The 24,997-nt window shown below is 69.5% G+C and carries 25 protein-coding genes, 1 tRNA gene and 1 riboswitch; of the genes, 18 read left to right on the forward strand and 8 right to left on the reverse strand.

Translation table 11 applies throughout. The features are described 5' to 3' along the window. Positions 1 to 13: 13 nt before the first annotated feature. The 4 genes from LCL87_RS21475 to LCL87_RS21490 all read left to right on the forward strand — a co-directional run bounded on the left by LCL87_RS21475 (position 14) and on the right by LCL87_RS21490 (position 3,367). Entirely contained in the window at positions 14 to 976 is a 963-nt protein-coding gene (locus tag LCL87_RS21475) for a pseudouridine synthase (RefSeq protein ID WP_225023476.1), read from the forward strand. Further along, positions 973 to 1,665: a (d)CMP kinase gene (gene cmk / locus LCL87_RS21480; RefSeq protein WP_225023477.1), complete on the forward strand. Its 693-nt coding sequence runs from the start codon at positions 973 to 975 to the stop codon at positions 1,663 to 1,665. Before LCL87_RS21475 ends, cmk begins: the two co-directional genes overlap by 4 nt. Continuing rightward, entirely contained in the window at positions 1,662 to 3,110 is a 1,449-nt protein-coding gene (gene der, locus LCL87_RS21485) for a ribosome biogenesis GTPase Der (RefSeq protein WP_225023478.1), read from the forward strand. The genes cmk and der overlap by 4 nt, the downstream gene beginning before the upstream one ends. A 183-nt stretch (positions 3,111 to 3,293) precedes the next feature. Then, positions 3,294 to 3,367: transfer RNA gene (locus LCL87_RS21490), tRNA-Pro, on the forward strand. Between the two features lie 29 nt (positions 3,368 to 3,396). On the opposite strand, the gene LCL87_RS21495 is transcribed toward LCL87_RS21490, so the two are convergent. From LCL87_RS21495 to LCL87_RS21515, 5 genes are all read right to left on the reverse strand, one after another. Further along, positions 3,397 to 4,095 (reverse strand): DJ-1/PfpI family protein, encoded by a 699-nt coding sequence (locus LCL87_RS21495; RefSeq protein WP_225023479.1) that lies wholly within the window; start codon positions 4,093 to 4,095, stop codon positions 3,397 to 3,399. 55 nt (positions 4,096 to 4,150) lie between these two features. Next, entirely contained in the window at positions 4,151 to 4,375 is a 225-nt protein-coding gene (locus LCL87_RS21500) for a hypothetical protein (protein WP_225023480.1), read from the reverse strand. Positions 4,376 to 4,382: 7 nt separating this feature from the next. Next, positions 4,383 to 4,886, reverse strand: coding sequence for a DUF732 domain-containing protein (locus tag LCL87_RS21505; protein WP_225023481.1), 504 nt, complete (start codon positions 4,884 to 4,886; stop codon positions 4,383 to 4,385). A gap of 63 nt (positions 4,887 to 4,949) precedes the next feature. Further along, entirely contained in the window at positions 4,950 to 5,420 is a 471-nt protein-coding gene (locus LCL87_RS21510) for a GyrI-like domain-containing protein (protein ID WP_225023482.1), read from the reverse strand. Further along, positions 5,417 to 6,643, reverse strand: a complete 1,227-nt coding sequence (locus LCL87_RS21515; protein WP_510850839.1) for a hypothetical protein — start codon at positions 6,641 to 6,643, stop codon at positions 5,417 to 5,419. Before LCL87_RS21515 ends, LCL87_RS21510 begins: the two co-directional genes overlap by 4 nt. A 129-nt stretch (positions 6,644 to 6,772) precedes the next feature. Here LCL87_RS21515 and LCL87_RS21520 point away from each other — a divergent pair, with 129 nt between their 5' ends. The 14 genes from LCL87_RS21520 to LCL87_RS21585 all read left to right on the forward strand — a co-directional run bounded on the left by LCL87_RS21520 (position 6,773) and on the right by LCL87_RS21585 (position 19,243). Beyond that, entirely contained in the window at positions 6,773 to 7,390 is a 618-nt protein-coding gene (locus tag LCL87_RS21520; protein WP_225023484.1) for an NUDIX hydrolase, read from the forward strand. 41 nt (positions 7,391 to 7,431) lie between these two features. After that, entirely contained in the window at positions 7,432 to 8,475 is a 1,044-nt protein-coding gene (locus LCL87_RS21525) for an SMP-30/gluconolactonase/LRE family protein (RefSeq protein ID WP_225023485.1), read from the forward strand. A gap of 95 nt (positions 8,476 to 8,570) precedes the next feature. Continuing rightward, complete coding sequence (gene clsA / locus LCL87_RS21530) at positions 8,571 to 9,182, forward strand: cardiolipin synthase ClsA (protein ID WP_225023486.1); 612 nt, start codon at positions 8,571 to 8,573, stop codon at positions 9,180 to 9,182. 56 nt (positions 9,183 to 9,238) lie between these two features. Next, positions 9,239 to 10,045, forward strand: coding sequence for a DUF881 domain-containing protein (locus LCL87_RS21535; RefSeq protein ID WP_225023604.1), 807 nt, complete (start codon positions 9,239 to 9,241; stop codon positions 10,043 to 10,045). Next, positions 10,042 to 10,392 (forward strand): small basic family protein, encoded by a 351-nt coding sequence (locus LCL87_RS21540; RefSeq protein WP_013416116.1) that lies wholly within the window; start codon positions 10,042 to 10,044, stop codon positions 10,390 to 10,392. Before LCL87_RS21535 ends, LCL87_RS21540 begins: the two co-directional genes overlap by 4 nt. A 5-nt stretch (positions 10,393 to 10,397) precedes the next feature. After that, complete coding sequence (locus LCL87_RS21545) at positions 10,398 to 11,168, forward strand: DUF881 domain-containing protein (RefSeq protein ID WP_225023487.1); 771 nt, start codon at positions 10,398 to 10,400, stop codon at positions 11,166 to 11,168. Between the two features lie 44 nt (positions 11,169 to 11,212). Then, complete coding sequence (gcvH, locus tag LCL87_RS21550; RefSeq protein WP_225023488.1) at positions 11,213 to 11,617, forward strand: glycine cleavage system protein GcvH; 405 nt, start codon at positions 11,213 to 11,215, stop codon at positions 11,615 to 11,617. A 202-nt stretch (positions 11,618 to 11,819) separates the two neighbouring features. Continuing rightward, positions 11,820 to 12,314 carry a glycogen accumulation regulator GarA gene (gene garA / locus LCL87_RS21555; RefSeq protein ID WP_107984850.1) on the forward strand — a complete coding sequence of 165 codons (495 nt, stop codon included), beginning with the start codon at positions 11,820 to 11,822 and terminating at the stop codon, positions 12,312 to 12,314. Beyond that, on the forward strand, positions 12,314 to 13,051 hold the full coding sequence (ftsR, locus tag LCL87_RS21560; RefSeq protein ID WP_225023489.1) for a transcriptional regulator FtsR: 738 nt from the start codon (positions 12,314 to 12,316) through the stop codon (positions 13,049 to 13,051). Before garA ends, ftsR begins: the two co-directional genes overlap by 1 nt. Positions 13,052 to 13,150: 99 nt before the next feature. Next, positions 13,151 to 13,624: a bifunctional nuclease family protein gene (locus LCL87_RS21565; protein WP_225023490.1), complete on the forward strand. Its 474-nt coding sequence runs from the start codon at positions 13,151 to 13,153 to the stop codon at positions 13,622 to 13,624. 242 nt (positions 13,625 to 13,866) lie between these two features. After that, positions 13,867 to 14,493: a MerR family transcriptional regulator gene (locus tag LCL87_RS21570; RefSeq protein ID WP_225023491.1), complete on the forward strand. Its 627-nt coding sequence runs from the start codon at positions 13,867 to 13,869 to the stop codon at positions 14,491 to 14,493. Positions 14,494 to 14,555: 62 nt separating this feature from the next. Beyond that, positions 14,556 to 14,662: riboswitch (glycine riboswitch) on the forward strand. A 189-nt stretch (positions 14,663 to 14,851) separates the two neighbouring features. Next, entirely contained in the window at positions 14,852 to 17,692 is a 2,841-nt protein-coding gene (gene gcvP, locus LCL87_RS21575; RefSeq protein ID WP_225023605.1) for an aminomethyl-transferring glycine dehydrogenase, read from the forward strand. Between the two features lie 235 nt (positions 17,693 to 17,927). After that, positions 17,928 to 18,767 carry a class I SAM-dependent methyltransferase gene (locus LCL87_RS21580; protein ID WP_225023492.1) on the forward strand — a complete coding sequence of 280 codons (840 nt, stop codon included), beginning with the start codon at positions 17,928 to 17,930 and terminating at the stop codon, positions 18,765 to 18,767. Between the two features lie 35 nt (positions 18,768 to 18,802). Then, the gene (locus LCL87_RS21585) at positions 18,803 to 19,243 is read left to right on the forward strand and encodes a hypothetical protein (protein ID WP_225023493.1); all 441 of its coding nucleotides are present in this window, start codon (positions 18,803 to 18,805) and stop codon (positions 19,241 to 19,243) included. A 139-nt stretch (positions 19,244 to 19,382) separates the two neighbouring features. On the opposite strand, the gene LCL87_RS21590 is transcribed toward LCL87_RS21585, so the two are convergent. The 3 genes from LCL87_RS21590 to LCL87_RS21600 all read right to left on the reverse strand — a co-directional run bounded on the left by LCL87_RS21590 (position 19,383) and on the right by LCL87_RS21600 (position 24,935). After that, positions 19,383 to 21,857, reverse strand: coding sequence for a LuxR C-terminal-related transcriptional regulator (locus LCL87_RS21590; protein WP_225023494.1), 2,475 nt, complete (start codon positions 21,855 to 21,857; stop codon positions 19,383 to 19,385). A gap of 171 nt (positions 21,858 to 22,028) precedes the next feature. Then, complete coding sequence (locus LCL87_RS21595; RefSeq protein ID WP_225023495.1) at positions 22,029 to 23,177, reverse strand: metallophosphoesterase; 1,149 nt, start codon at positions 23,175 to 23,177, stop codon at positions 22,029 to 22,031. A gap of 3 nt (positions 23,178 to 23,180) precedes the next feature. Beyond that, positions 23,181 to 24,935, reverse strand: a complete 1,755-nt coding sequence (locus LCL87_RS21600; protein WP_225023496.1) for a substrate-binding domain-containing protein — start codon at positions 24,933 to 24,935, stop codon at positions 23,181 to 23,183. Positions 24,936 to 24,997 lie beyond the last annotated feature (62 nt).

Raw genomic sequence — 24,997 nt, forward strand, 5'->3', positions numbered from 1 at the left:
AGGGATCTAAAAAGTGAACAAGCCCGCTCGCCGTGATGGCACACCGGATCGCAAGAAGAAGCAGCCTGCGAAGGGCGCTTCCCGCACTACCGCTGCGAACAAGCAGCAACTGAACAAGCGGGGCAAGCCGAAGTCGGCCAAGCCCCAGCGCGCCGCTCAGGCGCAGACTCCGACGATCAGCAACGCGAAGCCCGCGAAGCACCAGTACGCCGACGTCGACCGCGAGCTCGCGCCGATGAAGGGCGACGGAGTGCGCCTGCAGAAGGTGCTCGCGCAGGCCGGCGTCGCCTCCCGGCGCGCCGCCGAGGAACTCATCGACCAGGGCCGCGTCGAGGTCGACGGTCGTATCGTCCGCGAGCAGGGCCTGCGGGTCGATCCCGAGAACGCGATCGTCCGCGTCGACGGCATCCGCGTCGTCGTCAAGAAGGACCTCGTCCACATTGCGCTGAACAAGCCGCGTGGCTGGCAGTCGACGATGTCCGACGACCTGGGGCGTCCGTGCATCGGCGACATCGTTTCCGAGCGCGTCTCCGCCGGTCAGCGCCTCTTCCACGTCGGTCGTCTGGACGCCGACACCGAGGGCCTGATCCTGCTGACCAACGACGGCGACCTCGCGCACCGCCTGATGCACCCGTCGTTCGAGGTGCCCAAGACGTACCTGGCCACCGTGCAGGGAGTCGTCGACCGCAGCGTCGGCAAGACCCTCAAGACCGGCGTCGAACTCGAGGACGGCCCCGCGAAGGTCGACGCGTTCACGGTCCTCGACATCAACGGTGGCAAGTCGCTGGTGAAGGTCGTCCTGCACGAGGGTCGCAAGCACATCGTGCGCCGTCTCCTCGAGGCCGTCGGTCACCCGGTGGTCCGTCTGGTCCGCACCGACATCGGCAACGTCGCGCTCGGCGACGGTCGCCCCGGCACCCTGCGCGTCCTCGGCCGCGGCGAGGTCGGCGGCCTCTACGGGGCGGTGGGTCTGTGACCGCACCGACCTCGCTGGTCGTCGCGATCGACGGCCCGTCGGGCACCGGTAAGTCCAGCGTGTCGCGCCGGGTCGCGACGGCTCTGGGCGCGCGCTACCTCGACACCGGCGCGATGTACCGCATCGCGACGCTGCACGTGCTGCGTGCCGGCGTCGACCTCGGTGATCCGGCCGCGATTGCGGAGGCGACCGCGTCGCTGCCGCTGTCCATCGGGACCGATCCCGAGGCCGACGGTGTGCAACTGGCCGGCGAGGACGTGACCGACGAGATCCGCGGCGCGGCCGTCACGCAGGCGGTGTCCGCGGTCTCCGCGGTGCCCGACGTGCGGACGTTCCTGGTGGACCTGCAGCGGCGCATCGTGGAGCAGGCCGGACGCATCGTCGTCGAGGGCCGCGACATCGGCACCGTGGTGCTCCCCGACGCGGACGTGAAGATATTCCTGACCGCCTCCGCGGAGGCGCGGGCGACGCGACGCAACGCCCAGAACATCGCGGAGGGACGCGGCGACGATTTCGCCGGAGTCCTCGCCGATGTGCAGCGTCGCGACCACCTCGACTCCACCCGCGCGGTATCTCCGTTGCGCCCGGCGGAGGATTCGGTGACGGTGGACACGAGTGAACTGGGTATCGAAGACGTGATCGGCAGGTTGCTGCTGGTGGTAGGCGACAGAACTGGAGCAGTGCAGTGACCGACGGTTATGTAGGAGATTCGACGGCGACCGAGTACGCCGGAGACGGAATCTGGAGCGAGGAGTCCGACTGGGACCTCGCCGACTTCCTCGACGGTGAGGACGGCGAGGAGCACATCGCGGTCCCGACGCTCGCGGTGGTCGGACGGCCGAACGTCGGCAAGTCCACGCTCGTCAACCGCATCATCGGTCGTCGTGAGGCGGTCGTCGAGGACATCCCCGGTGTGACGCGAGACCGAGTCTCGTACGACGCCAACTGGGCCGGACGCCGGTTCATGGTGCAGGACACCGGCGGCTGGGAGCCCGACGCCAAGGGTCTGCAGCAGTCGGTGGCGCGCCAGGCCGAGTTGGCGATGAACACCGCGGACGCGATTCTGCTCGTGGTCGACGCCGTCGTCGGTGCCACCGGTACGGACGAGGCGGCCGTGCGCGTGCTGCGGCGGTCGAAGACGCCGGTGATCCTCGTCGCGAACAAGGTCGACGATGCCCGCACCGAGGCGGAGGCCGCGGCGCTGTGGTCGCTCGGCCTGGGCGAGCCGTACATGGTCAGTGCCACGCACGGCCGCGGCACCGGCGATCTGCTCGACGAGGTCCTCCGGGTCCTTCCGGAGACCCCGCGCGAGGGCACCGGCGGTACCGGGCCCCGTCGTGTGGCGCTCGTCGGCAAGCCGAACGTCGGCAAGTCGAGCCTGCTCAACAAGCTGTCCGGTGACGAGCGCTCGGTGGTCCACGACGTCGCGGGCACCACCGTCGACCCCGTCGACTCGCTGGTCGAACTGGGCGGCAAGGTGTGGAAGTTCGTCGACACCGCCGGCCTGCGCAAGAAGGTCAACCACGCCAGCGGCCACGAGTTCTACGCGTCGCTGCGGACCAAGGGCGCGATCGAGGCCGCCGAGGTCGCGATCCTGCTGATCGACGCGTCGAAGCCGATCACCGAGCAGGACCTGCGCGTCCTGAGCATGGTGGCCGAGACGGGTCGTGCGCTGGTGCTCGCCTTCAACAAGTGGGACCTGGTCGACGAGGACCGGCGTCTGATGCTCGAGAAGGAGATCGACCGCGAACTGGTCCGCGTGCCGTGGGCGCAGCGGGTCAACATCTCCGCGCACACCGGTCGCGCCGTCCAGAAGCTCGTTCCCGCGCTCGACACGGCGCTGGAGTCGTGGGACAAGCGCATCCCGACCGGACGCCTCAACAACTGGCTCAAGGAGGTCGTGGCGGCCACGCCGCCGCCGATGCGCGGTGGACGCCTGCCCCGCATCATGTTCGCGACCCAGGCCGGTACCCGTCCGCCGACGTTCGTGCTGTTCACCACGGGCTTCCTCGAGGCCGGCTACCGCCGATTCCTCGAGCGTCGCCTGCGTGAGGAGTTCGGCTTCGACGGCAGCCCCGTCCGCATCTCGGTGCGGGTGCGCGAGAAGCGGGACCGCGGCAACAAGAAGCGCTGATCGTCCGGCGTCGCACAGGTTTTGACGGCATCGCACAGGAATTCGACACGGATTCGGTGTGTGATGACCGCAAAACCTGTGCGACGCAGGCATCGGTGGCGCGAAAGTAGGCGCTGACCTGCCGATTAGCTTTCCGCAGCGACACTGTTGTAATCTTCTGTGGCGCCCGAACGAGGGTGTGGACGGGCTGTGGCGCAGCTTGGTAGCGCACTTGACTGGGGGTCAAGTGGTCGCAGGTTCAAATCCTGTCAGCCCGACCGAGAAAAGTCCCCGGTGAAACTATGTTTCACCGGGGACTTTTTTGGTTCAAACGCCCGGCCGCCGCGTCGACGAGCGGCCCACGGAACCGCTGCATGGCCGCGATGGTGTTCGCGACCTCGTCCGGATCCGCGTCGGGACGACCCGGCGAGCCGGCATCGAACGGTGGGGCCGGGTCGTACTCGATCGCCAACTGGATGCTCTTGGCGACCGCGTCACCGCACAGTTCGGCCGCCACGGTGAGCGCGAAGTCGATGCCACTCGACACCCCGGCCCCGGTGATGACGTTGCCGTCCCGCACGACCCTGTCGGCGACGGGTACCGCACCCAGACGCTCCAGCAGGCCCAGCGACGCCCAGTGACTGGTCGCGCGCTGCCCGGACAGCAGCCCCGCGGCGGCGAGCGTGAACGATCCGGTGCACACGCTCGTCACGAAGCGTGCACCCTGCGCCTGACGCTGCAGGAACGCGAGCATCGGTTCGTCGTCGAACAGTGTGAACGCGCCCTGACCGCCGGGGACGAACAGCACGTCCGCCTGCGGGGCGTCCGCGAGCGTCGTGGTCGGCAGGATCGCGAAGCCGGCGTCCGTCGGCACGGGTTCGATGCGATGCCACACGAAGTGCAGTTCGACGTCGGGCAGACGCGAGAACACCTGCGCGGGCCCGGTCAGGTCGAGTTGGGTGACGTCGGGGAACACGACGCAGACGATGCGGACGGGCTCACTCATTCGTCCATCGTTGCCGGACAGGGCGATCCGTGTGGCGGAATCGCCCCGGGGCGTTCTACCTGCCGTCCGAACGGGTGCACGCATCGCTGATCGCATCGGACCAGACGCGGTGCGCCTCCACCAGTTCGTGAGTTCCGCCGCTCAGCCTCCAGACGCCCCAGCGGCCCGCGGAGACGCCTTCGCGGACCTTGCGGACCGCCCAGGGCGCGCGAATCCGATTGCGCCGGGCCGGAAGCCCGAGGATGCGTCGCATCTCGTCGTACGGGATCGGACCGGTCATCGCGAGATCAGGCGAACTCGGGGCAGTAGGAGACCGTCGCGGCCCCCAGGACATTCGCGACCTCGGCACCTGTGTACTGCCCGTCGGCGAGGTACTCGGCCGTCACGTCGGGCCGGCTCTGTCCGCGGTAGAGCGCGTTGCACATCGACAGACCGAGCCGGATCTGGTCGCTCTCCGACTTCTCCATCAGCGTGAATTCGGTGATGTACGAGAGGAACAGCAGATCCTCGGTGCCGAGTTCGGAGGTCGGTTCGAGCGTACGCGTCTGGGCCGAATCGGTTCCGGGTGCAGGGACCCGAGCGGTTGTGCCGGGTTCGGTCGCCGACGTGACCACCTGGGTGGGCAGGACGCGCGGCAGGGCACTGACGGGTGTCGTCACCGCGGCGGGTTCCGGGGCGGCGCGCGAGATGACGACCGGTTCTCCGTCGGTCGGGGTGCCGCTGCACCCCGTGAGGATCAGAGCCGAGGTGGAGAGGGCGGAGAAGAGGCCGAGCCGAGCCGAGCGAATCACGATGCGCGATTGTTCCCTACCTCGCCGACAGACGCGCTGCCGGGGGCGGCATCGGCGGAACCGTCAGTTCAGCCGGGCGTCGGGACGGGTGACGGGCATGACGATTTCGGTACGTGGATCAGGAACTTCCGGGCCGTCGAGGTAGCACTCCCAGGCCTCCCCGACGGTGACGTAGCCGTGCTCGGTGATCCACGATGTCAGCGCGATGTACGCGGGTTCGACGGTGTCGTAGCTGCCCACGTGCACGGTGGTGGCGGCCGGTCCTGCGGGTAGCGACGTCGGTTCCACCCGTCCGGTCCGAGCGATCGCGCGGTCGAGCGGGAAGCCCGCCTCGATGCTCCACGTGCCGCCGGGAAGTGGCCGGTACCGTGCGAACGGCGGACCCGCGAGCCCGATCCCCGAACTCTCCGCGGCCGCGACCACCGCACGGAAGGCGGCACCGATGAATTCGGCGATGCCGTCGACCGAGACGTCGCCGGCCACGATGCCTGCCGGATGCTCCTCGCGATCCTGAAGGCGGATGTCGTAGATCATGATTCGTCCCCATCGAGACAGCCCCTGTACCCCTCGGCGGCGAGGACGCTCGTCGCGCAGTAGGCCGCGGCGGGGTAGTACGGACCCATCGACGCCGCCGGATCGAGGCCGCCCGCCTGGGACGCCTGGACGGACTGCGGGTAGAACGCGCCGTCCGGCAGCATGTTCCGCAGGAACAGCAGCTTGGTCGGGACGTCGGTGGACCCCCACGGCAGCACCGTCACCTCCGGCGGCAGGTTGTCGGGAAGATCCTGCGGCGCCGCCACCACGTAGGTGTAGTAGCCGTCGGCGTCGACGGCCGTCTGGAAGTCCGCCGCGCACGCCACCACCGGGTACGGCGACACCAGATCGTTCTGGCACATCGACCAGTACCGCACCTGGCGCCCCGGTTCGGTCGCCGGCACGCCCGCCCGGGTGTCCGGGAACGTCGGCGCCTTGCCGCGTACCACGACCACTCGGCCGGGCCGGTAGGTGAACTGGGCGCCGATGTACTTGTTGTCGCCGTTGGGGAACAGGCCCGAGGTGCTCGCGGGGTTCACGAAGGTCGCCTCGGGGGAGTTGCCGGGGAAGGCGCCCGACGCGGCCGCTTCGATTGCGCGGTCGAACCCGGTGCGGGCGGCGTCGGCGACGGGTCCGGTGTAGCCGCTGGGGTCGAACGGCCGACCGCACGGCTGGACCGGCACCGTCGCGTTGCCGAGGCGGTACCGGACGTCGGGCAGCGGCACGCCACCGCTGATCGACGCGGGATCGTCGGGGACGTAGACGCGGACGATGAGGAAGCCGATCGGCGCCCCGCCCGGGCGCAGCGCCCGGATCTGATTCCGGGTGGCGTCGGGGTCTCCGGCGACGAGCGTCGCGTGCCACCGTCGTGCCTCCGGTGGGGCCGCGCGCGCCGCCGGATCCTCGAACGGGTTCGCGCTGCCGGCGTCGGGCTGGATCTGTTCGTCGCGCAGCGTGTCGATCGTGTCCAGGTCGGTGCCGTAGGTGTTGAGCGAGAAATATCGGGCCGACGGAAACGTTCCGGACAGCTCGATCGTGTCGGACGGTCCCAGCGCGTAGGGGAGGACCCAGTATGCGGCGTTCGTGTCGGGGAAGGCGACGTTGAGGACCTCACCGTCGGACAGGAACCGCCACGCGCACGGCACGGGATCGGGCGCGGCCGACGCCGGAGCGGGACCGGTGAGGACGGCGACGGCGCCACACAGGGCCACGAGGCCGCTCAGGAAGCGGCGGGACAGAGATCGCGACGACATGTTCATCCGAACCCCAATCGCAGGCCCTCACGATAACGAGGGGCCGACCTGGATGGGGCATGATCGGGCGAACAGCGGTGCGGTGCACGGGAGGCGAACATGGCGGAGGCGAAGCGGCTGACGAGGCACGACATCGGAGCGGCCCTCGATGCCTTCGACGCGGTGACGGTGCCGCTCGGCGGCCGTCGCGCCGCGGCTGTCGTGATCGCGGTGATGCAGGGCGACGACGGCGTGCCGGTGTTCCCGCTCACGCTGCGTCCGGCGAAGATGCGGGCCCATGCCGGTCAGTTCGCGCTACCCGGCGGTCGGCTGGACGAAGGGGAGACCGCCCAGGATGCGGCGCTGCGCGAGCTGAGCGAGGAGCTCGGCATCGAGGTCGGCCCGGGAGACGTGCTCGGCCGCCTCGACGACTACGTGACGCGGTCCGGCTACGTCATGACGCCTTTCGTGGTGTGGTCGGGGCAGTCGATCGAGTCGGTGGTGCCCAGCCCGGACGAAGTGGCCCACGTGTTCTCGGTGCCGCTCGACGAACTCGACGTCGCGACGCAGTTCGTCGAGATTCCCGGATCGCCGGAGCCGGTGGCGTGCTGGCCGTTTCGGGGCGAGCACATCCACGCACCCACCGGGGCGGTGATCCACCAGTTCTGTGAGGTGGTTCTGCACGGGCGGTCGACCCGGGTGTCCGCGTTCGGGCAACCGAGCTTCGCGTGGCGCTGAAATCGGGGTGAGCGTCGGCGGTCCGGACTAGCGTCAGCGCCGTGACCTTCCTGCGATCGGCACTGCGCGCACTCGACCGCACCGGCATCGAACCGGTGGCCTGGCAGCCGCCCGCCGCGCCCGCGCTCACCGGCGTGCTGGCTCCCGGTGGCCAACTCGACGCCGCCGAACAGTGGAAGCTTCCCACCGGCTGGGGACCCGAGGACGTCGCGGTCGACGGCGACGGGCGGGTGATCACCGGCGGCGAGGACGGGCGGCTGTGGCGCTTCGACGCCGACGGCCGACCCACCGAACTCGCCCACACGGGAGGGCGTCCGCTCGGGGTCGAGGTGCTCGACGACGGCCGATACCTGGTGTGCGACAGCGAGCGCGGCCTACTGCGCGTCGACGAGACCGGTCGCGTGGAGTTGCTCGCGGACACCGCTCTCGGCACCCCGCTGCTCGCGTGCAACAACTCGGCCGTCGCGCGGGACGGCGTCGTGTACTTCACCGACTCGTCGGCGCGGTTCACGGTCCCGAACCACCGGCTGGACCTGCTCGAGCACTCCGGCACGGGCCGGCTGCTTCGCTTCGACCCGGAAACCGGTGAGATCGACCTGCTCGCGAGCGGCCTGCAGTTCGCGAACGGGGTGGGTCTCGCGCGCGACGAGTCGTTCGTGATCGTCGCCGAAACGGGCTCGTACCGGATCCAGCGCGTCGAGTTGACCGGACCGCGGGCGGGAAACGTCTCAGTCTGGGCGGACAATCTTCCGGGAATCCCCGACAACGTCACGTCGCAGACCGCCGACGGGATCTTCTGGGTGGCGCTCTACAGCCCCCGGATGCGGCTGCTCGACCGGGTGGCGCCGTACCCGACCCTGCGCATTCTCACCGCGAACCTTCCTGGATTCGTCCAGCCCGACCCTGAACATCGGGCGTGGGTCCTGGGCCTGGACGCGGCCGGGCAGATCGTCCACAGTCTGCAGGGCGGCAAGGGCAGCTACTCGCCGGTGACGGGCGTCCGCGAAACCCCGGACTGGCTGTACCTCGGCAGCCTCACCGCCGGTGCGATCGCCCGGGTGCCGCGGAGCGCGCTCGGGATCTGACGGCCCCCGTTCCCGACCGGTCGGTCACTGAAATGCGACACCGCATGTGGAAGGGTGGCGTACCGACAGCGAACGGGAAGCCGAGAGGATTGTTGGTGGACGCGGTAGGACAGCAGAACGTGAGCTCCAGTCCGGGCGCCGACCGCATACTCACGATCCCCAACATCCTGAGCCTGATCCGCCTGGCAGGCGTGCCGCTGTTCCTGTACCTGTTGCTGGGGCCGCAGGCCGACGGGTGGGCCCTGGCCGTCCTGATGCTCAGTGGCTTCACCGACTGGGCGGACGGCAAGCTCGCGCGCCTGCTGAACCAGATGTCGCGCCTCGGGGCACTGCTCGATCCGTTCGTGGACCGGCTGTACGTCATCTCGACGCTCGTCGCGTTCGTCCTGCGCGACATCATCCCGTGGTGGCTCGCCGCGATCCTGATCGGACGCGACCTGATCCTCGCCATCACGCTCCCGGTCTACCGACGTCGGGGTCTTCCGCCGCCGGAGGTCATCTACCTCGGCAAGGCCGCGACGTTCGCGTTGATGTTCGCGCTCCCGATCCTGCTGGCGGCGCAGAGCGACTGGGCGGGAGCGTCGATCGCGAACGCGTGGGGGTACGCGCTCCTGGTGTGGGGCACGGTGCTCTACGTGTGGACGGCCGGTATCTACATTGCGAAGGCGGTCGGCGTCGCGCGTGCGGTGTCCCGGAGCGGCCCGTGAGCGATGCACCCCGGTCGGTGCGGCGGAACCCGGTTCCGTCGCTGCTGAAGTCCCTCATGAACGACCACCTCGACCCCGGTTACGCCGGCGCGGCCGCGGACCGGGAACAGGGACACTCGAGACCGCCCCGGATCGCGGCCGGCGCGTGGATCGCGGTCGGCGCGCTGCTGGTGGGACTCGTGTTCGGCATCGCGTACGCGCAGGCGTCGTCGTCGGCGTCCGACGCGGATGCGACCCGCGCCGAGATGCTGACGAAGGTGCGCGACGCGGAGGATCGCAGCCGCAGCCTCGCCACGACCCGGGACGATCTGACCGGGCGAGTGGACGACCTGCGGGCCAAGGTCCTGGCCGGCAACGCGGAGGGCGCGGAGGTGCTCGCCGATTTGCGGACCCTGGAATCCGCCGCCGCGGCGGAACCCGTGCACGGCCCCGGGATCGTGGTGACGCTGACCGACCCGGCGGCGCGTCCGGACCTGTCGGACTCGTCGCAGCGGGTGCCGGGCTCGCCGAAGTCCGGCGTCCTCGACCGTGACCTCCAGTCGGTCGTCAACGCGCTCTGGGCCAGCGGGGCGGAGGCCGTCGCCGTCGGTGACGTCCGGATCGGTCCGGGTGTCACTATTCGCCAGGCCGGCGGCGCGATGCTCGTCGACAACCAGCCCGTGCCGTCGCCCTACCGGGTCTCGGCCATCGGTTCCCCGGTCAAGCTGCAGACCAGTTTCGTCGTGAGCGACGCGTTTCTGCGGATGGGGGCGGTCCGGGACATCTACGGCGTCGGTTTCACCATCGCCGAGTCAGACGACCTGCAGCTACCCGCTGCCGCTGGTCGTGAAGTGCGGTACGCAAAGGAAACGGGGGCACCGTGAAAGGTGGATACGCGCTCTACGGAGTGCTCGCGCTGGTCGTCGGCATCGTGGTCGGGGTGGTGTTCAGTCCGCAGGTGCCCGACGCCGTCCAGCCCTATCTGCCGATTGCAGTGGTCGCGGCGCTCGATGCCGTCTTCGGCGGTCTGCGCGCGTACCTCGACGAGATCTTCGACTCGAAGGTCTTCGTCGTGTCCTTCGTGTTCAACGTCCTCGTCGCCGCGCTGATCGTCTGGCTCGGTGATCAACTCGGCGTCGGCACCCAGCTGTCGACCGCGATCATCGTCGTCCTCGGCATCCGCATCTTCGGTAACGCGGCCGCGCTGCGGCGGCGGCTGTTCGGAGCGTGATCGGTATGCAGGACAACGGGACTCCCAGTGGGCCGCGCACCGAGGGCAGGCACGAGATGCCGCCCCAGCGGCCGGCCCGGTCGCGGGCGCGATTCGGCTTCGGCGTGCTGGCCGTTCTGCTGATGGCGGCGCTGGGCGTCGCGATCGCGACCCAGGTGAGCAGCACCGGATCGGGCGACAACCTCGACTCCGCCCGGCCCGCCGACCTGCTGGTGGTGCTGGGCAACCTGAACCAACGCGAGGCGGCGCTGCGGCAGGAGATCGCCGGACTCGAGCAGACCCTGTCGAAACTCGAGGCCGGCGGTGGTGGTTCCGGCGCCGCGCTGGACGAGGCGAAGGCCCGCCTGTCGGCGCTCTCGATCCAGGTCGGCACGGTTGCCGCGACCGGACCCGGCGTGACGTTGACGGTGCAGGATCCCGGCAAGTCGGTCGGCTCCGAGGTGATCCTCGACCTCCTGCAGGAGCTGCGGGCCGCGGGCGCCGAAGCGATCGAGATCCAGGGTGCGGACGCGGATCCGATTCGGATCGGTGTCGACTCGTGGGTCAGCGGCAGCGGGGGGAACGTCACGGTCGACGGGCGAAAGGTGGCCGCGCCGTTCCGGGTCGTCGCGATCGGGGACCCCCCGACGCTGGCCGCCGCCCTGAACATCCCCGGCGGCGTGGTCGACACCGTCGCGCGCAGTGGCGGGCAGTTGCGTATCGAACAATCGCCGCAGGTCACCGTGGCCGCCTTGCGGGACATCTCACCACGCCAATACGCTCGTCCCGGAAACTGATCTTCTTCGGTCCGCTCGGCGGACCTCCTCGAAAGGAAGCCACCGTGAGTGAGCTCGCTACCCCCGCCGATCTGCGCTACACAGCAGAGCACGAATGGGTGCGGCGGACGGGTCCGACGACGGTGCGGGTGGGCATCACCGACTTCGCGCAGTCGCAGCTCGGTGACGTCGTGTTCGTCCAGCTGCCCGCAGTCGGCGAGGATGTGGCCGCCGGCGACTCGTTCGGCGAGGTCGAGTCGACGAAGAGCGTCTCCGACATCTACGCGCCGCTGACGGCGAAAGTGGTTGCCGTGAACGAGGATCTGGACGGAAGCCCCGAGTTGGTGAACTCCGATCCGTACGGCAACGGCTGGCTCGTCGACCTCGAGGTCGCGGACGAGGCGGGCCTGGACGCGGTGCTCGCGGCAACCCTGGATGCCGAGGCGTACCTGGCGCTGTCCGGGAGCTGATTTCGCGCGTCGCCGCCCGGCCTGTCCACCTACACGCACCGGCACTCTCAGGGTACGGTCGAGGTGAGCGCAAGGCCGTGGCGGTGCGCATGTCCACGTCGGATTGTGATCGTGGCCGCGACATCGTCGAGGCCGAGTTGTACCGCGTGAACCCGGGAGCGCCGCGAGCGCTCCCGGTTCGACGGATTGAGGAGGAGAAACGGTGAGCGAGAACGGCAACGACGCGGTTTACGGAGAGACGCCGGCCGAGACCACATCGGTTTTCCGTGCGGATTTTCTCAATGAGATGGACACCCAGTCGTCGCAGACGGCCGAGGCTCCGGTGTCCGGGGTCGAGGGTCTGCCGGCCGGGTCCGCGCTGCTCGTCGTGAAGAGGGGCCCCAATGCGGGCTCGCGTTTCCTGCTCGATCAGCCGACCACGTCGGCCGGCCGTCACCCCGACAGCGACATCTTCCTCGACGACGTGACTGTGAGCCGTCGGCACGCCGAGTTCCGCCAGGACGACGACGAGTTCCAGGTGGTCGACGTGGGCAGCCTCAACGGGACCTACGTCAACCGTGAGCCCGTCGACTCGGCGGTGCTGGCCAACGGCGACGAGGTCCAGATCGGCAAGTTCCGACTGGTCTTCCTGACGGGGCCGCGCGGCAACAGCGGTGGCCCGCAGATCGGCGAATCCGCGGCGGGTGCAGGTAGCTGATGACCGCCGTTCGGCAGGATGCCGCCACGGGCATGTCGATCGGCACGGTGCTCGATCGACTGCGTCCGGATTTCCCGGACGTCACGATCTCCAAGATTCGGTTCCTGGAGGCCGAGGGGCTCATCAGCCCCGAACGGACGCCGTCCGGCTATCGGCGCTTCTCGATCGCGGACTGTGAGCGCCTGCGTTTCGTGCTCACGGCGCAGCGGGACCAGTACCTGCCGCTCAAGGTGATCAAGGAACAGCTCGAGGCGATCGACAAGGGCGCGGCGACGGTGGGCGCGGTGGATTCTGCTCCGCGGCGCCCCCGCCAGCTCGCGGTGGCTCCCGGCGAGGTGTCTCCGGAGGAATTCCGGCCCGACCGCGAGGTCCGGATCAGCAGGGACGACCTGATCGAACGCTCGGGCATCGATGCGAAGTTCCTGGGCGAACTGCTGCGCAGCGGTCTCGTGGTGCCCGGTGCCGCCGGCTTCTTCGACGAGGATGCGGTCCTCCTCGCCCGCACCGCGAAGGCGATGTCGGAGTTCGGGCTCGAGGTGCGTCATCTGCGGGCGTTCAAGCTTGCCGCCGACCGCGAGGCGGGCCTCGTCGCGCAGATCGCGGGTCCGGTTGCGAAGGGGCGCGACGCCGGTGCGCGCGACCGTGCGGAGGAAATGGTCCGGGAACTCGCGGCATTGTCGCTGACTCTGCACACCTGCCTCGTCAAGGCCGCCGTCCGTGGGGCGCTCGATCGCTGACGGCCACAGCAGGTTCGAATAGAATCGGGGCAGTACGTCAAGCGGGGCTCGTCCGCCGTCCGCGGTGGATCCGGTCACCGGTACGAGGTGGAGGACGCGATGAGTGAGATGCGTGTGATCGGGATCCGTGTCGAGCAGCCGCAGAACCAGCCGGTGCTGTTGCTGCGTGAGAGCAACGGTGATCGTTATCTGCCGATCTGGATCGGCCAGACGGAGGCGACGGCGATCGCGCTGGAGCAGCAGGGGGTAGAACCTGCACGCCCGCTCACGCACGACCTCATCAAAGACCTGCTCGACGCGTTCGGGCACACGCTGCGCGAGGTGCGGATCGTGGATCTGCAGGCGGGCACGTTCTACGCCGATCTCGTGTTCGAGGGCGACGTGCGCGTCTCGGCGCGGCCGTCGGATTCGGTGGCCATCGCGCTGCGGATCGGTGTGCCGATCTTCGTCGAGGAGGCGGTACTCGCGGAGGCCGGCCTGGTGATGCCGGACGAGCGCGAGGACGAGGTGGAGAAGTTCAAGGAGTTTCTCGAGTCGGTGTCGCCGGATGATTTCAAGGCCACCGACGGCTGATTGCTCAACCTCAAGTTAAGGTTGAGACTCTTGGGCGCGTCGCGTTGACCCGGCCCGGGCGGAACCCTAGCGTCTTGCATGCGAACGCGCGCCACGCTGTGAGTCCGGGGCGTACGCTGAGTGAATCCATCGTTCGGGTTTACTCGATGTCACGAGTGTGTGGTTGACGGGTTACGGAATTTCGGCAAGGAGTTTCCGGGACCGACCGTTGCCGCCGCTGAACACGCGAGAGGGAGTAGTCCGTGGGAGATCGGCCGCAGGAGCAGCAGTTGAACCTCGCCGACGAGGCGACCGGCCAGGCATCGATCGAGATGTCGACCGTCGACGACGTGCAGCCCGGACTGTTCCCCGACGACACCGTCCCCGACGAGCTCGTCGGCTACCGGGTGCCCACGGCGTGCCAGATCGCCGGCATCACCTACCGCCAGCTCGACTACTGGGCCCGTACGAACCTCGTGGTCCCGTCGATTCGCGGTGCGGCCGGCTCCGGCAGCCAGCGGCTGTATTCCTTCAAGGACATTCTCGTCCTGAAGATCGTCAAGCGCTTGCTCGATACCGGCATCTCGCTGCAGAACATCCGCGTCGCGGTGGACCACCTGCGGCAGCGCGGGGTCGGTGACCTTGCACGCATCACGTTGTTCTCGGACGGCACCACCGTCTACGAGTGCACCTCGCCGGAAGAGGTCGTCGACCTGTTGCAGGGTGGGCAGGGTGTGTTCGGCATTGCGGTCAGCGGTGCGATGCGGGAACTCACCGGGACCATCGCCGATTTCCCGGCCGAGCGCGCCGACGGCGGCGAGGCCACCCAGAGCCCCGAGGACGAGTTGGCGTCGCGCCGCAAGAACAGGGGCGCTCGCAAGATCGGCTAGCCGGTTGCCCCGGTTCGGGGTGTTCGGTGGGCGCGGCGCCGTGACATAGAATGTCGGTGCGTCGCCGTCGCGCGGGAGAGTTCCGGGCAGAGTTGCATGTACTGCCCGGGCGCCGAAGGAGCAGCACCTCCCCGTCAATCTCTCAGGCACCCAGGACCGTGCGGGCTCCGACGCCTCTGGAAAGCGGTGGGAGTACCCACCCGCCCACGGGGAAAGGCGTATGTCGTCCGGGTCTCGGACCGGTCGATGTGGCAGCCGAATCTCTCAGGCGCTCGGAAGATCGAGCAGGCGACAGAGGGGGAGGAACGTTCCGTTCGTGGAACGCATCCTGTACCTGCCGAACCGCCTGGGAGTTCACTTGATCGACGCTCGTAGCCATTCGTTCGCAGACCGACACGTCGGTCCCGATTCGGCCGAACTGGCGCGCATCCTCGACGTCGTCGGCGTCGACTCGCTCGACGAACTCGCAGCGCGCGCGGTTCCGGACAGCATCCTGGACCCGGCACCGGGCGGCGTCGCGGCAGGGCTGGACGTGCTGGATGCGCCTTTGACCGAGCACGAGGCGCTCGCGGCACTCGCGGAGCAGGCCGCCCGCAACACGGTCGCCACCTCGATGATCGGCCTGGGCTACTACGACACGCTCACCCCGCCCGTGCTGGTGCGGAACATCCTGGAGAACCCGGCCTGGTACACGGCGTACACCCCGTACCAGCCCGAGATCAGTCAGGGCCGCCTCGAGGCGCTGCTGAACTTCCAGACGATGGTCATCGATCTGACCGGTATGGAGATCGCGAACTCGTCGATGCTCGACGAGGGCACCGCCGCGGCCGAGGCGATGACACTGCTCCGGCGCGCGTCCCGCAGCAAGTCCCCGCGCTTCGTACTCGACACCGACCTGTTCCCGCAGACTCGTGCCGTGGTGATCACCCGCGCCGAGCCGCTCGGCATCGAGATCGTCGAGGCCGACCTGACGCAGGGTCTGCCGGACGGCGAGTTCTTCGGTGTCCTCGCCCAGCTTCCGGGCGCGTCGGGCCGGGTCGTCGACCACGCCGCGATGATCGCGGAGGCCCACGAGCGCGGAGCCCTGGTCGCGGTCGGCGCGGACCTGCTGGCGATGACGCTGCTGACCCCTCCGGGTGAGCAGGGCGCCGACGCCTGCTTCGGCACCACCCAGCGCTTCGGTGTCCCGATGGGCTTCGGTGGCCCCCACGCCGGCTACCTCGCGGTCCACAGCAAGCACGCCCGCCAGCTCCCCGGACGTCTGGTCGGCATCTCGGTGGACGCGGACGGCAACAAGGCCTACCGGCTCGCGCTGCAGACCCGGGAACAGCACATCCGCCGGGAGAAGGCGACCAGCAACATCTGCACCGCGCAGGTGCTGCTGGCGATCGTCGCGGCGATGTATGCCAGCTACCACGGCGCGGAGGGCCTCAAGGCCATCGCGCAGCGCGTCCATCAGCGCGCCGAGTTCCTCGCCGCCGGCCTGAAGGCCGCCGGTGTCGAGGTGGTCCACGAGCAGTTCTTCGACACCGTCCTCGCCCGCGTTCCGGGTCGGGCCGACGAGATCGTCGCCAACGCCAAGGCGTGGGGCGTGAACCTGCGCCTGGTCGACGCCGACCACGTGGGCATCGCATGCGACGAGGCGACCACCGAGGCGCACGTGCAGTCCGTGCTCGCGGCCTTCGGGGTGTCCGCCGACACCGAGGTCGCATTCGCTCCGGCACCGTTCGGCGATCGCACCAGCCTGTACCTGCAGCACGAGTCGTTCACGAAGTACCGCACCGAGACCGCCATGCTGCGCTACCTGCGGGCGCTGTCGGACAAGGACATCGCGCTCGACCGCAGCATGATCCCGCTCGGGTCGTGCACCATGAAGCTCAACGCGACCGCCGAGATGGAGCCCATCACGTGGCCCGGCTTCTCGAAGCTGCACCCGTTCGCGGTCGAGGATGCGCCCGGCATGGTGAAGGTCATCGAGGACCTGCAGGACTGGCTGGTCGCGATCACCGGATACGACGCGGTGAGCCTGCAGCCAAACGCCGGCAGCCAGGGCGAGTACGCGGGCCTGCTCGCGATCCGCAACTACCATCTCAGCCGCGGCGACGATCACCGCGACACCTGCCTGATCCCGTCCAGCGCGCACGGTACCAATGCGGCGTCCGCGGTCATGGTCGGCATGCGGGTCGAGGTCGTGGCGTGCCGCGAGAACGGCGACGTCGATCTCGACGACCTGCGGGCGAAGATCGCCGACCACGCCGAGCGTCTGGCCGCAATCATGATCACCTACCCGTCGACACACGGTGTGTACGAGCACGAGATCGGTGAGATCTGCGCGGCCGTCCACGACGCCGGTGGCCAGGTCTACGTCGACGGCGCGAACCTGAACGCGCTCGTCGGACTCGCACGTCCGGGCCGGTTCGGTGGCGACGTCAGCCACCTGAACCTGCACAAGACGTTCTGCATCCCGCACGGTGGCGGCGGTCCGGGCGTCGGACCGATCGGTGTCCGCTCGCACCTGGCACCGTTCCTGCCCGGCCACCCGATGACCCCCGAACTGGGCGAGTGCGGCCCGGTGTCGGCGGCACCGTACGGCAGCGCGTCGATCCTGCCGATCACCTGGACGTACATCAAGATGATGGGCGCGCAGGGACTGCGCCGGGCGTCGCTGACCGCGATCGCATCGGCCAACTACATCGCGCGCCGCCTCGACGAGTACTTCCCGGTGCTCTACACCGGCGAGAACGGCATGGTCGCGCACGAGTGCATCCTCGATCTGCGTCCGCTGACCAAGGAGACCGGCGTGACGGTCGACGACGTCGCGAAGCGTCTGGCCGACTACGGCTTCCACGCCCCGACGATGAGCTTCCCGGTCGCCGGCACCCTCATGGTGGAGCCGACGGAGAGCGAGAACCTGGCCGAGATCGACGAGTTCTGCGACGCCATGATCGCGATCCGCGCGGAGATCGATCGGGTCGGGGCAGGGGAGTGGCCGGTCGACGACAACCCGCTGCGCGGCGCCCCACACACCGCCGAATGCCTTGTTTCCGAATGGAATCACCCGTATTCGCGGGAGATCGCGGTGTACCCGCGCGGCACGGCCCGGCCCAAGGTGTGGCCGGCGGTGCGACGGATCGACGGCGCACACGGCGACCGCAACCTCGTGTGCTCGTGCCCGCCGATCGAGGCGTACTCCGACTGACATAGGAGTGAAGGGGCCGGTCCGTCCGATGACAGGCCGGCCCCTTCGTCGTCTCCGGGATCACCGGTCGATGGAGATCCGCGTCGGACGGAACCCTGTGGAAAGCGGAAATTCGGGTCGGTTTGCGTCGACTGTCACGACTCGACGTGGTCCGGATTCGGAAGCCCCGACGGGACGGGCCGTCCGATACCGAAACGTCGTTGACCTGGCGGTGCGCCCGGCACATGATCGATGAATGGTCGAGGTGCCGGACGAGGTGCACACCGCGCGGGTCGCGGATCTGTTCGATCTGGTCGCGGACAGCTACGACAACCTGGGTGTGCCGTTCTTCGGGCCCATCGCGCAGCGGCTCGTCGAGGCGGTCGACCCGCAGCCGGGCGCTCGCGCGCTCGACGTGGGCTGCGGTCGGGGAGCGGTGCTGTTCCGGCTGGCGGAGGCCGTCGGCGCGTCCGGCGACGTGACCGGAATCGATCTCGCGCCGCGGATGGTGGCCGTCACCGCGCATGAGGCGCGGGCGCGAGGGTTGACGAACGTGCACCTGCAGGTGATGGACGCGATGCGGCCGTCCCTTCCGCACGGCCACTACGACATCGTGACCGCATCGTTCATGCTCTTCTTCCTGCCGGATCCCGCGGCTGCGCTGACCGCGTGGCGGTCATTACTTGTTCCGCACGGCACCGTCGGCGTTTCGACGTTCGGTGCGTGGGATCCGCGATGGGAGGAGTTGGACGACCTGTTCGCGCCGTACCGTGACGCGCGCTTCTTCACGGTCGATCCGCGTGACCCGGACGGGCCGTTCGGGACGGACGCCGCCGTCGAGGCGTTGATGCGGGCCGCCGGCCTCGTCCATCAGCGCACCACGTCCTTCGATCTCGAACTCGGGTTCGACGACCCGGCGCAGTGGTATTCGTGGACGCGCTCCCACGGGCAGCGCATGCTCTGGGATTCGATTCCGGAGGCCGAACGCGACCGGGTCCGGGACGCGGCGCTCGAGCGGGTCGAGGGCTGGCGTGACGACCGCGGCCGGGTCGTGACTCGGCACAGGATCAGGCTGACGCTCGCGGAACGTCCCTGACGCCCGGTCGTCGCGGGCCGAAGAGAGGGGGAGTGGTGTCGAGGATCATCGTCGCCGTGATCGTCGTCGCGGCGCTTCTCGGAACGGGTTTCGCCTTCTTTCACGCGTTGTCGGACGTCGCGCAGACGTCGACGGAGCGCCCACTCGCCAACGACGTCGCGACGGTCCAGGGCCGGACGGTGACCTGCGCCGAACTGCTGCCCGACGGCTGTTCGTTCGACATGCAGTTCGCGTTCGACCGGTGGGGTGACGGCCTGAACGCCTATGTGGCGTCGGATCTCGGGCCGTGGGGGAGGGGACTGGCCGTGGCGCCGGCCGCGAAGCTGGGTCTACAGGCGTGCAACGTGTTGTCGATGCCGGGGCAGACGTATCTCGAGTTCGAGCAGGTAGCGCGAGCGGACCATCCTGATGCGAGCACCGCGCAGCTGTTTCCGTTCTGGGACCAGGCGCGGCGGGTTCTCTGTCCAGCGGGCTAGCTTCCCGGCGTCGGTAGTGTCATCCGATGAGAACTCTGTGCGTGACGGAATGACTTGAAAAACCGAATCCGATTGGGCTTCAGGAGTCGTGTCGCCTGACGCTATAAACAGTTCTCGAGAAGCCAGGACCAGGGCGCGCCTAAGCGGCGAGGAAGCCGAAGGTCCGGGCACGGTCGATCGCCTCGGCGCGCGTGTGCGCGTCCAGCTTCCGGTAGAGGGTGCGCTTGTGGGTCTTGACGGTCGAGGTCGACAGGAACATCAGTGCCGCGATCTGCCCCACCGTCAAACCTCGCGCCACGCCGTCGAGCACAGTCCGCTCGCGCGCTGTGAGTTGGGGGAACTCCAGCGTCGTGGGGTAGTGCTCGACGGCCGGTGCCGCCAGGAACTGAGCGAGCGTCGGCGACGGGCGTCCGGCACGTTCACCGAGGGCGACCACCGCACGGCGCTCGATCGTCGCGAATGCACCCTGGATGCCGGTCCGGTCGGCGATGGAGCAGGCGTGGGACCAGGCGCGGAGAGCGTCGGCCTCCCGGCCGAGCCTGCAGGCGGCGACTGCCTCGATCAGTAGTGCCTCGAGGTGCGCTCGTGCGTAGGGTGTCCCGAGCCAGTCGTACTTGCGGCACGTGGTGATCGCGGCCTGGTGGTCGCCGGTGAGGAGGTACGTCCGCGCGACCGCGACGACGCCCCACGGCGTCTCGCACGACACGGAATCCGCGAGAGCCCTCGCCCGCGCGACATCGCAGAGTGCGAGACGCACTTCGATCTCGATGGCGTCGAGAAGCGACCGCACGAAGGTTCCGTTCGCGCGCGTCCGCGCTTCGGCGAATTCGGCGAGCGCCCCCAGTCCGAGGGCCGGCGCCCCCGTCGCGATGGCGTATCTACAGCGGGCGAAGGTGACGAACGGCCACAGCTCCGCCACCTCGGGTAGTTCGCGAAGACTGTCGATGGCGTAGCCGGCGGTGTCGAGGTCGAGACTGTCGATCGCGGTGAGTGCGCGAGCGACCGCACCGCCGATCCGGATGAGCGCCTCGGTCCACTCGTCGACGGGCGGTGTCTTGTCCTCGGTGGCCAGCCAATCGTGTGCCCGCTGCAACTCGCCGGCGAACGCCCAGTTGAGAGCGGAGTTGCCGGCGGCGTTGCGCGTGATGTAGTCCATGCGCCGCGCAGCGCCGAGTCGATGTGCCAGGCGCAGCTCGACGGTGGATTCGGCGAAGTCGCCGGCCAGCTGATAGGTGAGCCCGCTCTGCACGCGCAGGAAGGGAAGGAGGTCGGTGATCGAATCCGGCTCGGTGTCGAGCAGCCTGCGTACCGAGCCGTGTAGGCGACGGGTCTGATCGGCGGCGGTTTCGTAGTCGCCGCCGAGTCGCTGCAGGAGAATCCGGTTCCCCACGACGGTGAGGGCCTCGCGGGGGTCCTCGGCCACCGTGAGGTCGAGGAGATCGGCCGTGTCGTAGGGGGAGACGTCGTTCGAAGGATCGCCTGACAGCTGCCGCATCAGGTCGTGCAGGGCGGTGATCCCCGGCTGGGCGTCCAGCGCGGACTCGGGGAAGGCCAGAAGTGCGTCGCGGAGCACTTCGACATGCGAGCTCGCCAGCGTTGCGGCGTGCTGGCTCAGCAATTCGACGGCCAGTTCCCAGTTCTCGGCGTCGGCGGCACACCGCAGCGCGGCAGCGTGATCGTTCAGATCCAGATGATGGAGGGCCAGTAGCGTCGATCGCGCCGCCGGGTCGAGGCCCTCGGTGCGCTGGACGGCGATCAGTTCCGTGCGCACGGCCGGTGGCAACCGCCAGGAGTCGCCGTCGACGGTGTCGAGGTGATCCAGGAATCCGGCCGCCTCGAGGTCGTGCAGGTGGCCGGCGGAGTCGGGACCGCCACCGAGGTACTTGGCGAGGTCCGCCGTGAGGGCGTGCGCGGTCGCGGTGCGGACCAGGAAGCGTCGGTGTTCGGCGCTCACCGTCGGCAGGATGTCGTCGTGCACGTACCGCGTGACGGTGTCGGTGAAGGCCTGTTCGAGGACGTCGCGCGTGAGTGGATGCGCCGATGTCATGGCCGCAACCACCGCAATGCAGAGCTGCGGCATTCCGCCGGTCCGGCGGTGGAGATCGCTCATGTCGGCGGCGGTCGGGTCGAGACCGGCCGAGCGAAACAGTTCCTGTAGGTCGCCGCGCGTATACAGCAGGTCGTCGGCGCGTAGCGCGTCGTGGTCCGGTGCGAAGGACAGCGGATCTTCGAACATCGACCGACCGACCACGGTCGCCACGACGTTCACCGAGGGGTGGTCGTCGAGCAGGTTGCAGATCCGTCGCTCGACGGTCGCATCACGGAGCAGGTCGACGCGTTCGAGGACGATGTCGACCGGATCGTCGGTCGCGGGCAGACGCGCGACGACGTGTGCCCAGTACTCGTCCGTGGAGATCGTCGACGCGGGCGGGGAGACGTGGACCGCTAGGCGGCCGGCCTCGCGGGCCGCCGCCAGCCATGCGGACGCCAGGTGCGACTTGCCGAATCCGCGAGGCGCCCGCATGACGGTGAGACTCGCGTTTCGCCGGAGACGGTTCACCAGCCTCGGCGGCGCCCACGCCACGGTCTCGTCGCTGGTGAGCTCCTGGGTCATGGACGTCCTTCGGGTTCGGCACGGCGACCTGCTGCATCCGCAGAAATTGGTGGGGACGGAGGATCGACAGAACTTCCATCCATGCACATATCGGGCGATCCAACCAGTGGTGGGCGCGTGTCGCATCATTTGTCACCCATGACATCACCCGCGCTCACACTGCTGGTTCGGTCAGTGGGACGGTTCCGGTCGGCTCGCGAGTTCGAGGATCGTGATCTCGGGCGGCGCGCCCACCCGAACCGGCGGACCCCAGGCGCCCGCGCCCCGTGTCGTGTACAGCACGGTGTCGCCCACCCGGTCCAGTCCGGTCACCGACGGCTGCTGCAGGGGGACGAGGTATCCCAGCGGCCACATCTGGCCGCCATGCGTGTGGCCCGACAGCTGCAGGTCCACACCGAGTTCGGACGCCTCGAGCGCCTGCTTCGGCTGGTGCGCGAGGAGCATCACGAAGCGGCCGGGGTCGCGCCCGGCCAGTGCGGCGGGAAGGTCCGGCTCGTACGGGGCGGGGGAGGTTCGGTCGTGGATGCCGGCCAGGTCGATGACGCCGCCGCCGCGATGGATCTCGACGCGTTCGTTGCGCAGCGTCCGAATGCCGAGGGCGTCCCACAGATCCAGCCAGCGGCCGCCGTCGCCGGCGTAGAACTCGTGGTTGCCGCTCACCCCGAACACGCCGAGCGGCGCGCGCAGATCCCGGAGCGGTTCCAGGTCGCGGCCGACCTTCGCGACGGTGCCGTCGACGAGATCGCCGCCGAGCAGAATCAGTTCGGGCTTCTGCGCGTTGACCAGTTCGACGACCTTGCGGGTGAAGCCGACGCCACGGGCCGGGCCGACGTGCAGGTCGGTCACGAGCGCGATCCGCATGCCCGCGAACTCGCTCGGCAGGCGCCGCAACGGCACCCGGACCCGCTGGATCCGGGGTGTGTGCGCCTCGACGACGCCGTAGCCCGCGGCACCGATCGCGGCGACCGTCACCGCGGCGGTCGCACCGCGCAGCACCCGGCGGCGGGACGGGTCCGTGGGCTGCGGACGTCCCGCGAGGCGGGCAAGCCCGGATCCCGAGGCGACGAGGAGCAATCCGAGCACGAGGTACAGGAGCGCGGCGAGCCACACCCAGCCGACGAAGCCGGGGATCCGCGCCCACGCCGGGTCGAACACCTCACCGCTGCCGATGCCGACGAGGGCGAGGAGCCACAGCACGACGAGCGCGACGTCGACGGCGCGGGCCGGTCGACCCTTCAGTCCGGTCGCGCGGACCAGGCGGCGGTGCAGCCAGTAGCTGACCAGGGCGAGGAAGACCCCGAAGATCGCGATGCGAACCATGGTCTACGACAGCGTCTTCGCGAACGCGTCCCCGAGTGCGGGGCCCTGCGTGGACGGCACAGCGATCAGCGTGCCACCGGTGCGGTCCGCCATCGACTGCAGCGTCGCCTGGTCGCTGTTCTCGCCGATGGAGATCACGTCGACCCGCACGGGATGCGCTGCGCCGGTGAGTGCCTGCATGAGCTTCTGCGTCCCGGTCGAGGTGTCGTCGTTGGGGCCGTCTGTGACGAGCAGCACCGAGTTCGGCCGACCGTCGACGAAGCCGTCCACGGCGCGCTCGTGCGCGGTGATCACCGACGCGTATGTCGATGTCGCGGTGGCCGGGCGCAGCGACCGCAGCGCCGTCTCGACCCGCTGCCTGCGGTCGCCGTCCGACAGCGGCCCGGTCGGCACCTTCACCAGGTACGGCTTGTTGCCGTCGAGGCCGCGGCTGTACACCCACAGACCCACGTCCGACGATGCGGGCAGCGCCGCGATCCGGGCAGTCAGCGCGTCGACGGTGTTGCTCAGCCGGGTGCCGTCGCCGTCGGCGTAGCCCATCGAACCGGAGACATCGAGCAGGATCGTCGTCGCCTGCGGGACGGCAGGATTCGAGAACGTCTGTGCGAGTCGCACGGCGGCGGGTCCGGTCGCGGGGGCGAGAACCTGGCCGAGCGGTGGCATCGGGGTGCGGTCGGTGGCCGGCGGCGTGCGATCACCGACCCGGAAACCCGTGTCCACGAAGTGCTGCGTCTGTTCCGGCTGACGTAGGAAGTCGACGAACTGCGCGGCCGCGCGGCCGAGGGTCTCGTCGACCCAAGGCGCCGCCAGGATCGCGGCAGGGTGGTCGAGGACCGGCGTCGCGCCCGCCGGTGCATAGGCGACGAGGCCGCGAGCGTCGTCGCCGGCGGCGTACAGCTGCTGTTCGGTGGCGGGCACCGCGTGGACCGGTGCCGACGCGGGCGCGGTCTGCCCGGCGAGCAGCGCAAGGGCGTCCGCGGTGGTGGTGGGGGCGTTGTCGATGGCACTGCTGCCGGTCGCGAGAGTGCCGATCGCGGTGACCACCTGAGGGGAGCCGGCCTGCGTCTCGTCGAGGGGCCCGGTTCCGGCGTTCGCCGTCGCGGCCGCCACCGCGTCGAGCGCCGCGTCGGTCGCGGCGGAACCCGGCCCGGTGGGCAGGGCGAGTCGCAGGCCGCCCCAGCCGCCCAGTCCGATCTTGTCGAGCGAGTCCTTGCCGCTCTGCAGGGCGGGCAGGTTCTGCCACCCGGTTCCGGCCGCGGTCAGGGCGAGCGCCAGTTCCTCCGGTGCCGCGACGACGACGGGACTCGACGCGAGCGGCTTGGGTGTGCCGTCCACGATGCCGGCACCCGCGAGCCGGTCGATCGCGGTGCCGCTCGCCGGAATCCACAGTGCAGGGGCGGGACCGAGCTCTCCCTTCCACGGGCCGTCCGGTGCGGCGGCCAGCGCCTCGGTCACCGCGGAGGTGGACGCGTCGTGCACCGACACCGACACGCAGTGGTCGCGGACCACGGGCAGGGTGTCGGTGAACCGGGCGGCGAGGTCGCGGAGCGGGCCGGCGATGCTCGGATCGGCGGCGACGTCGAGCTGCACGTCTCCCTCGACGCACGCGCCCGCCGCGGCCGTGCCCTGACTGCTCGCACGGTCCCTGAGCTGGAACCAGCCGACGACGCCGAGCACGATCACGATCACCGACACCACCGCGATGACCGGTCCTTTGCTGACGCCGCGGGTGCGCCGATCACTGCGATGCTGCCCCACGTGGAAAACCGCCTTGCTCTCTACCGCGTCGGACCGGCGCCCGACCGGCCCCGACGAACGCA

It is taken from the genome of Prescottella equi (assembly GCF_020171745.1).
Taxonomy (GTDB): domain Bacteria; phylum Actinomycetota; class Actinomycetes; order Mycobacteriales; family Mycobacteriaceae; genus Prescottella; species Prescottella equi_A.